Origin of the sequence: Blastococcus sp. DSM 46786 (genome assembly GCF_900109665.1) — a bacterium.
GTDB lineage: Bacteria > Actinomycetota > Actinomycetes > Mycobacteriales > Geodermatophilaceae > Blastococcus > Blastococcus carthaginiensis.
Genome location: NZ_FOAO01000009.1, coordinates 16,480 through 29,917 on the forward strand (window position 1 = coordinate 16,480; position 13,438 = coordinate 29,917).

Annotated in this window: 12 protein-coding genes; 7 read left to right on the forward strand and 5 right to left on the reverse strand. The window is 75.3% G+C overall.

Annotation, left to right across the window (positions count from 1 at the left end; translation table 11 throughout):
- The first annotated feature begins 57 nt into the window (after positions 1 to 57).
- The 4 genes from BMW62_RS09720 to BMW62_RS09735 all read left to right on the forward strand — a co-directional run bounded on the left by BMW62_RS09720 (position 58) and on the right by BMW62_RS09735 (position 4,956).
- Complete coding sequence (locus BMW62_RS09720; protein ID WP_091930794.1) at positions 58 to 2,349, forward strand: MMPL family transporter; 2,292 nt, start codon at positions 58 to 60, stop codon at positions 2,347 to 2,349.
- A gap of 23 nt (positions 2,350 to 2,372) precedes the next feature.
- On the forward strand, positions 2,373 to 3,095 hold the full coding sequence (locus BMW62_RS09725) for an LmeA family phospholipid-binding protein (RefSeq protein WP_170852313.1): 723 nt from the start codon (positions 2,373 to 2,375) through the stop codon (positions 3,093 to 3,095).
- 85 nt (positions 3,096 to 3,180) lie between these two features.
- Entirely contained in the window at positions 3,181 to 3,591 is a 411-nt protein-coding gene (locus BMW62_RS09730) for a hypothetical protein (RefSeq protein ID WP_139206234.1), read from the forward strand.
- A 72-nt stretch (positions 3,592 to 3,663) separates the two neighbouring features.
- Complete coding sequence (locus BMW62_RS09735) at positions 3,664 to 4,956, forward strand: sensor domain-containing phosphodiesterase (protein ID WP_091930670.1); 1,293 nt, start codon at positions 3,664 to 3,666, stop codon at positions 4,954 to 4,956.
- 4 nt (positions 4,957 to 4,960) lie between these two features.
- Here the strand turns inward: BMW62_RS09735 and BMW62_RS09740 are convergent, their stop codons facing one another.
- The 5 genes from BMW62_RS09740 to BMW62_RS09760 form a co-directional block, all read right to left on the reverse strand.
- A complete protein-coding gene (locus BMW62_RS09740) occupies positions 4,961 to 6,220 on the reverse strand; it encodes an HNH endonuclease signature motif containing protein (RefSeq protein WP_348271457.1) in 1,260 nt (419 codons plus the stop codon).
- 140 nt (positions 6,221 to 6,360) lie between these two features.
- Positions 6,361 to 6,993, reverse strand: a complete 633-nt coding sequence (locus BMW62_RS09745; protein WP_091930672.1) for a response regulator — start codon at positions 6,991 to 6,993, stop codon at positions 6,361 to 6,363.
- Positions 6,990 to 8,234, reverse strand: coding sequence for a sensor histidine kinase (locus BMW62_RS09750; RefSeq protein WP_244523940.1), 1,245 nt, complete (start codon positions 8,232 to 8,234; stop codon positions 6,990 to 6,992). The genes BMW62_RS09745 and BMW62_RS09750 overlap by 4 nt, the downstream gene beginning before the upstream one ends.
- Positions 8,231 to 9,064, reverse strand: coding sequence for an ABC transporter permease (locus BMW62_RS09755; RefSeq protein ID WP_091930673.1), 834 nt, complete (start codon positions 9,062 to 9,064; stop codon positions 8,231 to 8,233). Before BMW62_RS09755 ends, BMW62_RS09750 begins: the two co-directional genes overlap by 4 nt.
- Complete coding sequence (locus tag BMW62_RS09760; RefSeq protein ID WP_091930674.1) at positions 9,061 to 9,975, reverse strand: ABC transporter ATP-binding protein; 915 nt, start codon at positions 9,973 to 9,975, stop codon at positions 9,061 to 9,063. The genes BMW62_RS09755 and BMW62_RS09760 overlap by 4 nt, the downstream gene beginning before the upstream one ends.
- A 141-nt stretch (positions 9,976 to 10,116) precedes the next feature.
- Here BMW62_RS09760 and BMW62_RS09765 point away from each other — a divergent pair, with 141 nt between their 5' ends.
- The 3 genes from BMW62_RS09765 (at position 10,117) to BMW62_RS09775 (ending at position 13,322) form a co-directional block, all read left to right on the forward strand.
- Complete coding sequence (locus tag BMW62_RS09765; RefSeq protein ID WP_244523941.1) at positions 10,117 to 11,598, forward strand: AlkA N-terminal domain-containing protein; 1,482 nt, start codon at positions 10,117 to 10,119, stop codon at positions 11,596 to 11,598.
- Positions 11,598 to 12,131, forward strand: coding sequence for a methylated-DNA--[protein]-cysteine S-methyltransferase (locus BMW62_RS09770; protein WP_091930676.1), 534 nt, complete (start codon positions 11,598 to 11,600; stop codon positions 12,129 to 12,131). The genes BMW62_RS09765 and BMW62_RS09770 overlap by 1 nt, the downstream gene beginning before the upstream one ends.
- Before the next feature lie 108 nt (positions 12,132 to 12,239).
- Entirely contained in the window at positions 12,240 to 13,322 is a 1,083-nt protein-coding gene (locus BMW62_RS09775; RefSeq protein ID WP_091930677.1) for a DNA recombination protein RmuC, read from the forward strand.
- Positions 13,323 to 13,438 lie beyond the last annotated feature (116 nt).

The following is a 13,438-nucleotide window of genomic DNA, read 5'->3' on the forward strand; positions in this document are numbered from 1 at the left end:
CGGCCAGGGTGGAGGCCAGGTGCACGGTCGGACGACGTCTCCCCCACCGCCGGCATGATGACCGGCGGTCGGCAGCCCACGCGCGCGGCGGGACCGTTCCGCCTGCTCGCGGCCGCCTACCGCAGCACCGTCGTCAAGGCCCGCTGGTTCGTCGTGCTGGCCTGGATCCTGATCACCGTGTGGGTCTCGGCGGCCCTGCCCACGGCGAGCAGCGGCGGCGGCGGCATCGGTTCGCTGGTCCCGTCCGACAGCCCCGTTGTCGAGGCGCAGCAGCGCAGCCTGCAGCTGTTCCGGCTCCCGGTGCTGTCCGACACCTCGGTGGTGGTGCACGACCCGGGCGGCCTGAGCGTGCTGACGCGCGCCGACGTGGCGCTGTGGGCCCTGTCCTTCACCCAGAACTACCTGGGCGGCACCGTGCCCGTCGGCCGCGGCAACATCGCCGCCGCCGTCCCGATCCCGACCGGCACCTCCGACACCGCGGTCACCTACCTCTACGTCACGCCGTTCACGTCCCTGTCCCAGACGACGGCGCTCGCCCGCCAGTACGCCGCGCACTTCGAGAACCAGCCCGGCGTGCAGACGTACGTCACGGGCGTCGTCCCGGCCCAGATCCAGCAGGTGTCCTACCTGCAGTCCCGGATCCACGTGTTCGAGGTGGCCACGCTGGCCCTCATCGCCGTCGTGGTGGGGCTGGTCTTCCGGTCGGTCGTCGCGCCCTTCGTGGTGCTCTTCACGGCCGGGCTCGGCTACCTGGTCGCCATCCGCAGCCTGGGGGTGGCGGCGGCGGCGTTCGGCTTCTCCCTGCCCGACCAGGTGCAGCCGCTGATCGCGGCCCTGCTCATCGGCGTGATCACCGACTACTGCGTGCTGTTCTTCTCCGGGCTGCGCCGGGAGCTCGACCGGGGCCTGCCACGCCTCGAGGCGGCCCGCGCCGCCGTCGCCGTCGAGGGCCCGATCATCGCCGTCGCCGGCATCACGGTCGCGGCGGGGACGGCCGCGCTGCTGGCCGCCGACTACGAGCTGTTCCGCGCCTTCGGGCCCGCGCTGTCCCTCACCGTGGTCATCGGGGTCGTCGTCTCCCTGACCCTCGTGCCGGCACTGCTCGCCATCCTCGGCCGGTGGCTGTTCGTGCCCCACTCCGCGCGCCCCCGGCGGGAGCCCTCGACCCGCGGCGCCGGCCCGCTGGTCCGGATCGTCGTCAGCCGCCGCGGCGCAGCGGTCGCGGCCGTGCTCGGGACCGCCGTCCTCGTCGTGGCCGCGCTCCCCCTGACCTCCCTGCGCCTGGACCTGTCGTTCACCGGCGGCCTGCCCAGCGACGACCCCGTCAGCCGCGGCGCCGCCGTGCTCGAGGAGGCCGGCGTCCGCGGCGTGGTGGCGCCCACGGAGATCATCCTCGAGCGACCGGGGATCGCCGAGGACCGTGCCGCGCTGGAGTCCGTGCAGCGCGCCCTGACCGCCCAGCCGGGCGTGGCCACGGTCCTCGGGCCGGCGCAGAACCCGCTGCCCGACAACTACGGGGTGGTCTTCTCGGCGGACGGCGACGCCGCGCGCTTCGTCGTCGTCCTGGACAGCGACCCGCTGGCCGCGGGAGCCATCGCCGATCTGCGGAGGCTGGAGGACCGGCTGGGCCCCCTGCTGGCCGACGCCGGCCTCGGGGACGCCGACGTGCTGGTCACCGGCCAGACCGCGATCGCCGCCGAGCTCGCCCAGATCACGCGGGACAACCTCCGGTACACGCTGCTGGCAGCGCTCGTCGTGGAGCTGCTCGTGCTCGTCTTCTACCTGCGGGCGCTGGTGGCCCCCATCGCCCTGCTCCTCACCAGCGCCCTGAGCGTCGCCGCGGCCATGGGCCTGACCGTGCTGGTGTTCCAGGGGTGGCTCGACGACCCGGGGCTGACCTTCTACGTGCCCTTCGCCACCGCCGTCCTGCTGCTGGCGCTCGGCTCGGACTACAACGTCTTCGCGGTGGGCTCCATCTGGGAGGCCGCGAACCGGTTGCCGCTGAGCAAGGCGATCGCGCTGGCCATGCCGGCCACCGCGCGCGCGATCAGCGCGGCGGGGGTGATCCTCGCGACGACGTTCGCGATGGTGGCGATCATCCCCCTCGACACCTTCCGGCAGATCGCCTTCACGATGAGCGTCGGCCTGCTGATCGACACCTTCCTCGTCCGGCCGGTGCTCACGCCCGCGCTGCTCACGCTCCTCGGCCGGTGGTCCAGCTGGCCCAGCCACCGCATCCGCACCGAGGTGGTCTCGCGCGAGGAGCTGCGCGACACCGCCGAGACCGCGGCCCGCTCGCCCAGCGGCCGGCGGGTCGGCGAGCAGACCCTGGAGACCGCCGGGCGATGAGCACCGCGATGCAGAGGTGGACGGTGCGACGGCCGCGCCGGTCGACGCTGCTCCTGGCCGCGAGCGTGGCCGTCGGCGTCCTCCTGCTGCTGTGGGGCGCCGACCGGCTGGCCCGCTGGGCGGCGGAGGGCCTGCTGGCGCGCAACGTCCAGCTCGCCACCGGCGTCCTCACCCCGCCGGAGGTGGAGGTGCACGGGGCGTTCTTCCTGCCCCAGCTGATCGCCGGGCGGTACGAGCGCGTGGAGATCGTCGTCGAGGACCTTCGCGCCGGCCCGCTGCGCATCGAGCGCGTGGACGCCGAGCTGACCGGCGTCCACGTCCCGTTCCACGACCTGCTCACCCAGGACGTGGACGTCGTCTACCTCGAGCGGACCCGCGAGGTGGCGACGCTGACCTACGAGGACCTGAACACCTACCTGGAGGCGACGGGGCGTCCGGTGCGCCTGGACGGGCGACCGGACGGGGAGGCGCTGCTGACCGGGTCGGTCGAGATCCTCGGGCGCCGGCTCTCCGCGTCAGCGCGAGCCGTCATCGACGCCGAGGACGGGGACCTCGCGGTGCAGCCCACGCAGGTGGACACCGCCACCTTCCTGGACGACGCGAGCCGGTTGCTGCTGCGGCAGCGCTTCACCGTCGTCATCCCCATGGACCCGCTCCCGTTCGGCCAGGAGCTGACCGACGTCGACATCGGCGAGGAGCGCATCACCGTCGAGGCCGGGGGCACCGGGATCATCCTCAGGCCCTGACGACGATTGAGTGACCCAGGTCACAGTCACGTGACGTTCCGGCCGCTGCGGCGCGGCACGGTAGCGGCCGACCTAGCCTCGAATCATGGCCACCACACACACGCGAAGGCTCACCCGCGGGGCGCTCGCCGCGGGTGCAGTGCTGCTCTTCCCCCTGGCGGGGTGCTCGGGCGACGAGGCGAACACGGGCACGTCCGTCCTGGAGGACACCGGCGCCGCCGCGTCGACGGCGAGCTCGGCCGCGGGCGCCGTCGGCGAGGCCGTCGACTGCTCCGGGACCTCCTGCTCGGCGACCCTCAGCCCCGACACCCAGTCGGTCGAGATCCTCGGCACCAGCGTGTCCTTCGGCGGGGTCCAGGACGGTGAGGCGACCTTCAGCGTGGGCAACCAGGAGGTCTCCTGCACCGAGGGCCAGAGCGTCGGGGCCGGGCCCCTGACGGTGGAGTGCACCACGGTCTCCGACGACAGCGTCACCTTCACCGCCTCGCTCGGCTGAGGTCCGGGCACCTCATCCGGACGAGTGAGGTGCCCGCTCCAGGTTCCCGCCCCACCGGCCGACCACCCAGGAGTGGGCAAGCACCGCACCGACACCGAGCAGCAGATCGCCGACCTCCTGCGAACCGCGAAGAAGTCGCTGCACCTCTCCGTGGCGTTCCTCTCCCGGCTCGACGGCACCACCCAGCACCTGGAGGTGGTGGAGTCCTCCGTGCCGTTCCTCTTCCAGGAGGGCGTCACGCAGGTGCAGGAGACGTCGCTGTGCCAGGCGGTCCTGGACCGGAAGCTGCCCGCGGTCATCCCCGACCTCAGGAAGTTCCCCGAGGCCATGAAGCTGCCGGCCGCGCGCATGCCCCGCATCCGCAGCTACGTCTCGGTGCCGGTCACGCTGTCCGACGGCACCCTGTACGGCACCTTCTGCGCCGCGGGCCTGACCACCGACAAGGACCTCACCAAGCGCGACAAGGCGCTGATGGACGTGCTCGCGTCGGCCGCCTCGGTGATCATCGAGCCGCAGGTCAGGGAGGAACACCGGCGCACCGGCATCGAGGGCCGGCTGGCGCCCCTCATGGCCGCCGGCGGACCGGTCGTCGCGCTGCAGCCCATCGTCGACCTCGCCACCGGCGCCCGGGTGGGCGCCGAGGCGCTGAGCCGGTTCCCCGCCGAGTGGCAGCAGACGCCCGACGTCGTCTTCGAGGAGGCGCACAGCGTCGGCCTGGGCGACCAGCTCGAGCTGCTCGCCCTGCGCCGCGCCGCCGAGCACCTGCGGCAGGCCGACGGCTACGTGGCGATGAACGTCTCGCCGGGCACCCTGCTCACCCCGGAGTGCGCCGCACTCCTCGCCGAGCTGCCCCTGGACCGCATCCTGCTGGAGCTCTCCGAGCACGACGCGGTCGACGACTACGACGCGCTCGCCGCCACCCTGGCGCCGTTCCGGGCGGGCGGCCTGCGGCTGGCCATCGACGACGTGGGCGCCGGCTTCTCCTCGCTCCGCCACATCGTCGTGACTTCCCCCGACGTCATCAAGCTCGACCGCAGCATCGTCAGCGGGCTGGACACCGATCCGGTGCGCACCGTGCTGGTGCGCTCCCTGGTCGACTTCGCCGGCGGGCTGCAGGCTCGCGTCGTCGCCGAGGGCATCGAGACGGCGACGGAGGCCGACGCGCTGCGCTCCCTCGGGGTCGACTACGGCCAGGGCTGGCACTTCGGGCGGCCGGCCGTGCCCGAGTCGCAGCCGCCGGCTGCCGTGCAGCCAGGAGCCGTGCAGCCGGACACCGTGCAGCCGGACGGTGGCGAGCCGGCGCGCGCCGGCGGCGTTCCCCGACCCCGGTCGGAACGCCCGCACGTGGCGGCCGACCGGGCGTGACCGGTCAGCCGGCGCGGGAGTTGGCCGGTTCTGCGGTGATGCGGGGCAGGATGAGGATCTCGGTGCCGTCGGGGCGGTAGGTGCGCCATCGGCCGTCGGGTTGGCGTTCGATCCGGAAGCCGTGGTGGATCTTGGTGTGATGCCGTTCGCACAGGAGCGCGCAGTTGCCCAGGTCGGTCTGGCCGCCGTCGATCCAGTGGACGAGGTGGTGGACGTCGCACCAGTGGGCGGGGGCGTCGCAGCCGGTGAACACGCAGCCGCGGTCGCGGGCGTCCAGGGCGCGGCGCAGCGGGGGTGGGGAGATCCGTTGGCGGCGGCCGTAGTCCAGCACTTCACCGTCGGGGCCGATGACGATGCGGCTGACGCCGCCGTCGCAGGCCAGCCAGCGGGCGCGGGCGGCGGAGATGATCGTGCCGAAGCCGGTCTGGGCGGCGCCGGGGCCGGCCGCGGCGGGGTCGATGAGGTCTTCGAGGTCCACCCGGACCACCACGTGTGGTTTCTGGGTGCGCAGGATCGGCAGACCGCCGACGGCCAGGGCGTTGTCGGCCAGTTGGACGAGGGCGTCTGCCTGCTGCTGGGCGCGGGTCCGGGTGTCCCCGGCGGGCCGGTTGGCCTGCACGATGGATTCCACGGCGGTCTGCAGCTTCTCCCCGCCCACGGCGTCGAGTTCGCCGCGGAAGGTAATTGACCCGTCGGCGTGCTTGACGAAGCTCAGCGACCGGCCCTCGGTGGGGTCGGGCTCAGCACCGTCGGGGTCCAGCCGGCCCAGGTAATGCGCGACGACCTGCCGCAGTTCGGCGTGCGGGCGGGTGGCGGCCACCTGGGCGAGGGCGGCGTCCACGCCGGCGAGGTCGACGTCCTGGGCTGCGGCGGCGGCCAGGTTGGCCGGGGTGGTCACCGGCGCGATCACGGCCAGCGCCTCGGCGGGCACCGCCCCGGTCGCGGCCGCGGCGGCGACCGCCGGGAGGGCCTCGATCGCCCGCCCGGTGGTCACCAGCCGGAAGGCGGCGGCCGGGGAGAAGCGGGCGTGCCCGCGCAGCCAGGAGGCCATGGTCTTGTGCCCGTCGTGCTCGGAGGCGCCGGCGAGTTCGCACTGGTGCGTCGTGCGGGCGATTTCGGCGGACAGGCGGTTCGCGGCCGTCAGCAGCGGGGCCAGCCGCTCGAGCAGCTGCGGGCCGAACGCACCCTCGAGCCGTTCGGCGGCCAGGTCGTCCAACGCGGCGGCCAGCCGGGCCACCGCATCGACCGCACCTGTCGAACACATGTGCGAATACTACCGCCGACCGACGACACCCGCACCACGAATCCCCAGCTCAGTGGGCTGTCCACAGATGCATACGCGGCCTTGACACCGGCCCTGTTAACCCCCAGGAGCGGCAGCGGGCCGCGCCCGACACCGCCTCGTCAGCGCCCCAGGGGCGGCAGCAGGCCGCGCTCGACGGCGACCAGCACCGCCCGCGTCCGGTCGTCCACGCCGAGCTTCGCGAACACCCGCAGCAGGTGGGTCTTCACCGTCGCCTCGCCGATGTACAGCTCCCGCCCGATCTCGGCGTTGGTCAGCCCGCGCGCCACCCCGCGGAGCACCTCCAGCTCGCGCGCGGTGGGCGCCTCGGCCGCCGGCGCCCGCATCCGCGACACCAGCCGCGCCGCGACCGGGGGCGCGAGCACGGTCTCCCCGCGCGCCGCCGCCCGGACGGCGTCCGCGAGCTGGGGCAGCGGGACATCCTTGAGCAGGTAACCGGTCGCTCCGGCCTCGACCGCCCGCACGATGTCGGCGTCGGTGTCGTAGGTGGTCAGCACGAGCACGCGGACGCCGGGGTGCGACGCGGCCAGCTTCTCCGTCGCCGTCGCGCCGTCCATCCGCGGCATGCGCAGGTCCATGAGGACGACGTCCGGCGCCGTCCCCGCCACCACCGCCAGCGCCTCGAGGCCGTCGCCCGCCTCCCCCACCACCGAGAGGTCGTCCTGCGCGTCCAGCCACCCGACCAGCCCCCCGCGGACGACGGGGTGGTCGTCCACCACCACGACGCGGATCACGAGCCGGGCACCCGCACCGTCACGCGCGTGCCGGCACCCGGCGAGGACGCCACGTCCATTTCGCCGCCGACCGAGGCGACCCGGCCGCGCAGCCCGTCCAGCCCGGCCCCCTGCGCCCGGGACGGGTCGAATCCCACGCCGTCGTCCTCGACGTGCACCGACACGTGCCGAGCGTCCCGCTCCCCCACGGCGGAGATGCGGATCGCCACGCTGCTGGCGTCGGCGTGCCGGCGCACGTTGGTCAGCGCCTCCTGGGCGCCGCGGAGCAGCACGACCTCCTCGTCGCGGCGCAGCGCCACGCCACCGTCCAGCGCCGCGGTGTCCACCCGCACCGCCAGCCCGGTCTCCCGGCCGAACCGCTCGGCGAGCCGCTCCAGCGCCTCGACCAGCGTCGAGCCCTCCAGCGCGACCGGCGCGAAAGCGGCCACCACGGCCCGCGCCTCCTGGAGGTTGTCGCGCGCGACCTCCTCGATGAGGGCCAGCCGGTCGCGCGCGGCGTCCGCACCCTCGGGCAGCCGCGCCGCCGCGGTCTGCGCCAGCACGACGATGCTCGTGTAGCCCTGCGCGAGGGTGTCGTGCACCTCGCGGGCCAGGCGCTCCCGCTCGGCCAGCACCCCGCGCTCGCGCTCGGCCGTGGCCAGCTCGGCGCGGGTGCGCTCGAGCGCGCGGATCAGCAGCGCGCGCTGCCGGCTCTGCTCGAGCACCTGGAAGATCCAGAACCCCATCGCGAGGCTGAACGTCAGGCCGACCAGCGTCTGCGCGGGGCCGGACAGCGGCTCGTCGCCGCGCGTCCACGACACGAAGGGCCCGACGGTGCTGGCCGTGGCGAGCGCGAGCGTCCAGAGGACCCCGCGGGTGACGGTCTCGGAGAGGAACCACACCTGCGCGTAGCCGAGGAAGAGCAGGAACAGCAGCGAAGGCTCGAACCAGGCGAGCACGCCGAAGACCAGCACCAGGACCGCGAGGTAGGCGTTGGCGCGCCGCTCGTCGCGGCTGACCAGGGCCGGGGTGCCGAGCAGGGCGTAGGCCACGGCCAGCACGCCGAGCGGGACCAGCAGCACGGCCCGCGGCGCCTCGAACGGCGACAGCGCGATGGTCACCACGGCGATCGTCACCAGCAGCGCGAACACCACGTGCAAGCCCAGGACGGTCATCCGCCAGCCGCGCTCGGACAGCGGCGGGCCGCCGTCGTCCTCCTCGTCGGGAGGGACGACGGCGGCCCGGGTCGGGCAGTCGCTCACCCGTCGGCCCGGCGCCAGCGGAACGTGCGCACGCACACCACGGCACCGATGATCACCCACGCGGCCAGCACCAGGGCGATCCGGCCGTGCTCCCAGCTGCCCGCGGCCTCGGCGACGGCCGCCTGGTCGGGCAGGAACGCCGAGCGCATGCCCTGGGTCATCCACTTCAGCGGGAACAGGGCGGCCACCCGCTGCATCCAGCCCGGCAGCTCCCCGAAGGCGAAGAAGACGCCGGAGAAGAACTGCAGCACGATCGCGACGGCCGAGACGCTCGTGGTCACCGACTGCGCGCTGCCCCGCATCGCGGAGACGGCGATGCCCAGCACGGTGCCGGCCAGGGCACCGAGCACCGCGACCCACGCGAAGGCGAGCCAGTGGGCCAGGTCCACCGGCATCGGCACGTCGTAGCCGTACCGGGCCACCGGCAGCAGCAGCGCCAGCTGCGCGGCCGTGGTGACCAGCACCTGGCCGGCCTTGCCGCCGAAGTAGGCGACCGGCGGCGTGCCCAGCAGCTGCAGCCGTTCCAGCTGACCCGTCTCACGCTCGGCCGCGATGGCGGTGCCGACCGCCTGGAAGCTGGTCAGCATGATCCCGGTGGCCGCGATGCCGGCCAGGAAGTACTGCGGGAACGGCACGTCGCCGGGCAGCACGTCGCCGCCGAGCACCGCCCCGAAGATCACCATCATCACGACCGGGTAGGCGAACGAGAACACCACCTGCTGGCGCTCGCGGAAGAACAGCCGCAGCTCCAGGCCGACGCGGGCCCGGGCGATCGACAGCGCGGACGGCGGGGCGGGGCGGGTGGTCGGCGGGGGCAGGACGGCGGTCATGCCAGGTCTCCTCCGGAGCTCGCGGGGGCGGCGCCGACGAGCTGCAGGTAGACGTCCTCGAGGCCGGGCCGGGTGACGGTGAGACCGGGGACCTCGCCCCGGGTGGCGGTGGCGAGGAGGTCGCGCAGCACACCGGTGGGGTACTCGGTGACCACCTGGCGGCGGCTCCCGCCCTCGATCCAGCTGACGGTGGCACGCCGGCGCAGGTCGGCCCCCAGCTCCGCCGGCGGGGCGACGTCCACGAGCCGCCCCTCGGCGATCACCCCCACGCGGTCGGCGAGCTCGGCCGCCTCGTCGAGGTAGTGCGTGGTCAGCAGCACGGTGGTGCCGTCGGCTCGGAGACCGCGGACCAGCTCCCAGAACTGCCGCCGGGCGACCGGGTCCATGCCGGTCGTCGGCTCGTCGAGGAAGACCAGCTCGGGCCGGCCCTGCACGCCGAGGGCCACGGCGAGCCGCCGCCGCTGGCCGCCGGAGAGCGCCGACACCCGGGTGCCGGCCTTGGCGTCGAGCCCGGTCGCGGCGAGCAGCTCGTCGGTGGGGCGCGGCCGGGCGTGGTACCGGGCGAAGTGGTCCAGCGCCTCGCGCACCGACAGCGCCTGGCCCGCCGGCTCCCCCTGGCTGACGACGCCCATCCGCGCCCGCCACTCCCGGCGGCCGGTGGCGGGGTCCTCGTCCAGCACCCGGACCTCGCCGGCGTCGCGGCGCCGGACCCCCTCGAGGATCTCGATCGTCGTCGTCTTCCCCGCACCGTTGGGCCCGAGGAGCGCGAAGCACTCCCCCCGCCGCACGTCGAGGTCCAGCCCGTCGAGCACCGCCCGGCCGTCATACCGCTTCGCCAGACCGCGCACGGTCACGGCCGCCTCCACGACGCCGGTCCCCAGCGGGAGCGGCGCCACCTCCGTCGTCGTCATGCACGGAGCCTGTCCCCCCGGTGCGTGCGCCGGGACCGCCGATGCGCTGGTGCGGCGTCCACCGACCGGTGGACGCCGGCCACCACGGCCGTGTCCGAAACCCGCCGGGAACGGTCGGCGTGCACTGGCATGCTCGGTGCCGTGAGCGAGCTCCTGGACCACGAACGCTGCTACCGCGCCGTCGCCGGCCGGGACGCGCGCTTCGACGGCTGGTTCGTCACGGCGGTGCGCACCACCGGCATCTACTGCCGTCCCTCGTGCCCGGCCCGAACGCCCCTGGTCCGCAACGTCTCCTTCTTCTCCACAGCGGCCGCCGCGCAGGGCGCCGGCTACCGCGCCTGCCGCCGCTGCCGCCCCGACGCGGTCCCGGGGTCGCCGGAGTGGGACGTGCGGGCCGACGTCGTCGCCCGGGCCATGCGGCTGATCGCCGACGGCGAGGTCGAGCGGTCCGGGGTGCCGGGCCTCGCCAGCCGGCTCGGGTACTCCGAGCGGCAGCTGCACCGGCTGCTCGTGGGGGAGCTCGGCGTCGGGGCGCTCGCCCTTGCCCGCGCCCGTCGCGCCCAGACCGCCCGGGTGCTGCTGGAGACCACCGGCCTGCCGGTGACCGACATCGCCTTCGCCGCCGGGTTCGCCAGCGTGCGGCAGTTCAACGACACGGTGCGCGAGGTCTTCGCCACCACGCCCACCGAGCTGCGCCGTGCCCGCCGCGGCACCCCCGCCGGGCAGCCCGGCTGGCTGACGCTGCGGCTCGCCGCGCGGGCGCCGTACGCCGCCGACGAGGTGCTGCTCTTCCTGGGCGCGCACGCCGTCCCCGGGCTCGAGGAGTGGGACGGGACCACGTTCTCCCGCGTGCTCGACCTGCCGCACGGCCCGGCGGTGGTGCGGCTCTCCCCGTCGGCCGACGGCGCCGCCGCGGTGACCGCGCACCTGCGGCTGACCGAACTGCGTGACCTCGGCGCCGCGGTCACCCGGTGCCGCCGGATGCTCGACCTGGACGCCGACCCGGCCGCGGTCGACGACGTCCTGGGCACCGACGCCGCGCTGACCCCCCTCGTCGCCGCCGCCCCCGGGCGCCGGGTGCCGGCCTCACCCGACGCGGCGGAGCTGGCGGTCCGCGCCGTGCTGGGGCAGCAGGTGTCGGTGGCGGGTGCGCGCACGCTCACCGCACGGCTGCTGGCCGCCGGCACGCCGCTGGCCGAACCGGTCGGCTCGCTCACCCACGCCTTCCCCGGCCCGGCCGCGCTCGCCGACGGCGACCTCAGCGCCGTGGGGCTCACCGGGGCGCGCCGCCGCACGGTGACCGCCCTCGCCGCGGCGCTCGACCGGGGCGACATCGCGCTCGACCCGGGCGCCGACCGGGAGGAGGCCGGCCGCGCGCTGCTCGCCGTCCCCGGCATCGGCCCCTGGACGGCGGCCCTGGTCGCGCTGCGCGGCATGGGCGACCCCGACGTCTGGCTCCCCGGCGACCTGGCGCTGCGCCGGTCGCTGGCCTCGCTCGGCAGCTCCGACGCCGAGGCCGCCACCCGCTGGCGGCCGTGGCGGTCCTACGCCGTGATGCACCTGTGGGCGCTCGCCGCGCCGTCGCTGTTCACCCGCACCCCCGCCCTCCCGAGGAGCGCCTGATGACCGCCCCAGCCCGCCACGCCACCGTCAGCACCCCGCCCGGCCCGTTCACCGTCGTCGTCGAGACCGACCCCGACGGCCGGGACGTCGTGCTCGCCAGCGGGTGGACCGCCGACGTGGCCGACCTGCTCGCCGTCGTGCACCCCGCCCTGCGCCCCGTGCGCAGCGAGGTCTCCCCCGGCCTCCCGGTGCTCGACGTGGTCGAGGAGTTCCACGCCGGCCGGGTGGGCGCGATCGACGGCGTCGCCGTCCGGCAGCGCTCCGGCCCCTTCCTGCAGGAGGCCTGGGACGTCCTGCGCAGCGTGCCGGCCGGGCGGCCGGACACCTACGCGGCCTTCGCCGCCCGCTGCGGCCGCCCCGCCGCGGTGCGCGCGGCGGCCAACGCCTGCGCCCGCAACGCGGCGGCCCTGTTCGTGCCCTGCCACCGGGTCCTGGGTTCCGACGGCGGCCTGGGCGGGTTCCGCTGGGGGACGCCCGTCAAGCGCTGGCTGCTCGACCACGAGGCGGCGCACTCCGGCCTGCCCGTCGGCTGAGGAAGGACCGCCCTTCCCCCCGCCTCGCAGGCTCGGCCCGAGCCCCTGGAGGGCGGCCGTTCCACCACCTCCCCGAATCTGTCGGACCCCTCCGGCAGGGTCTCGCCCATGGACGCCGCTTCCCTCTTCCTCGGGCTCCTCCTCGGCGCGCTGCTCGGCGCCGCCATCGCACTGGGCGTCGTCACCCTGCTCGCCTGGCGCCGCCCGGAGGAGGCGGGGCTCGAGCCGGTGCACGAATCGCTGGACCACCTGCACCGGCTGCTGGCCGGCATGGAGCGGGCCCGCGCCACCGCCCACGGGGAGCTGCGGGAGCAGATGGGCACCGTGGGCCAGGCTTCGACGCAGCTGAAGCACGAGACGGCCGCGCTGGTCACCGCGCTGCGCACGCCGCACGTCCGCGGGCGCTGGGGCGAGGTGCAGCTGCGGCGCGTGGTGGAGGTCGCCGGCCTGCTCGAGCACTGCGACTTCGTCGAGCAACCCGCCGGCACCAACGACGAGGGCGCCGGCGTCCGTCCCGACCTCGTGGTCACCCTCGCCGACGGCCGGCAGGTGGTGGTCGACGCCAAGGTGCCGTTCACCGGGTACATCGAGGCGGTGCAGGCCGAGGACCGCGACGTGCGCGCTCAGCGGGTCGCCGCCCACGCCCGCCAGCTGCGCACCCACGTCGACCAGCTGGCCGCCCGCCGGTACCCGACCGCGTTCCGCCCGGCCGCCCCGTTCACCGTCCTCTTCGTGCCCTCCGACGGGTTCCTGACGACGGCGCTGGAGGCCGAGCCCGGGCTGCTGGAGTACGGCTTCGCGCGGGACGTCGTGCTCGCGACGCCGAGCACCCTGCTGGCGCTGCTGCGCACGGTCGCCTACTCGTGGCGGCAGGAGCGGCTGGCCCGCGACGCCGACCAGGTGCTCGAGGTCGGCCGGCGGCTGCACGCCCGCCTCAGCACGCTCTCCGGGCACCTGACCCGCCTGGGCTCGGCGCTCTCCACCACGCTGACCCGCTACAACGAGACGGTCGGCTCGTACGAGCGCTCGGTGCTGACCGCCGCGCGGCGGTTCGACGACCTGGGGGTCGCCGAGTCACCCGTGCCGGAGCCCGCGCCGGTCGAGGCGACGATCCGGGCGCTGCGGCCCTCCGGCGATCTCGGACACCTCGGCCCGGCACCTGCGGAGGAGCGCGACGGCACCTCCGGCTGACGCCGCGCACGCCCGGCCGGACGGACTCGTCCACCCCGCGCGTCACAGCGATCACCCTGCGTTGCTGGGTCCCCACCGGTTGCCTGCGACGCGACGACGTCCTCCCACGAACTGCC

Bases quoted from the DNA above. Each gene is read 5' to 3' on its own strand.
- BMW62_RS09760 (WP_091930674.1), bottom strand. From the start codon at position 9,975: ATGACGACGACGGAGGTGGCGCCGCTCCCGCTGGGGACCGGCGTCGTG.
- BMW62_RS09730 (WP_139206234.1), top strand. From the start codon at position 3,181: ATGGCCACCACACACACGCGAAGGCTCACCCGCGGGGCGCTCGCCGCG.
- BMW62_RS09770 (WP_091930676.1), top strand. From the start codon at position 11,598: ATGACCGCCCCAGCCCGCCACGCCACCGTCAGCACCCCGCCCGGCCCG.
- BMW62_RS09775 (WP_091930677.1), top strand. From the start codon at position 12,240: ATGGACGCCGCTTCCCTCTTCCTCGGGCTCCTCCTCGGCGCGCTGCTC.
- BMW62_RS09740 (WP_348271457.1), bottom strand. From the start codon at position 6,220: ATGTGTTCGACAGGTGCGGTCGATGCGGTGGCCCGGCTGGCCGCCGCG.
- BMW62_RS09720 (WP_091930794.1), top strand. From the start codon at position 58: ATGACCGGCGGTCGGCAGCCCACGCGCGCGGCGGGACCGTTCCGCCTG.
- BMW62_RS09755 (WP_091930673.1), bottom strand. From the start codon at position 9,064: ATGACCGCCGTCCTGCCCCCGCCGACCACCCGCCCCGCCCCGCCGTCC.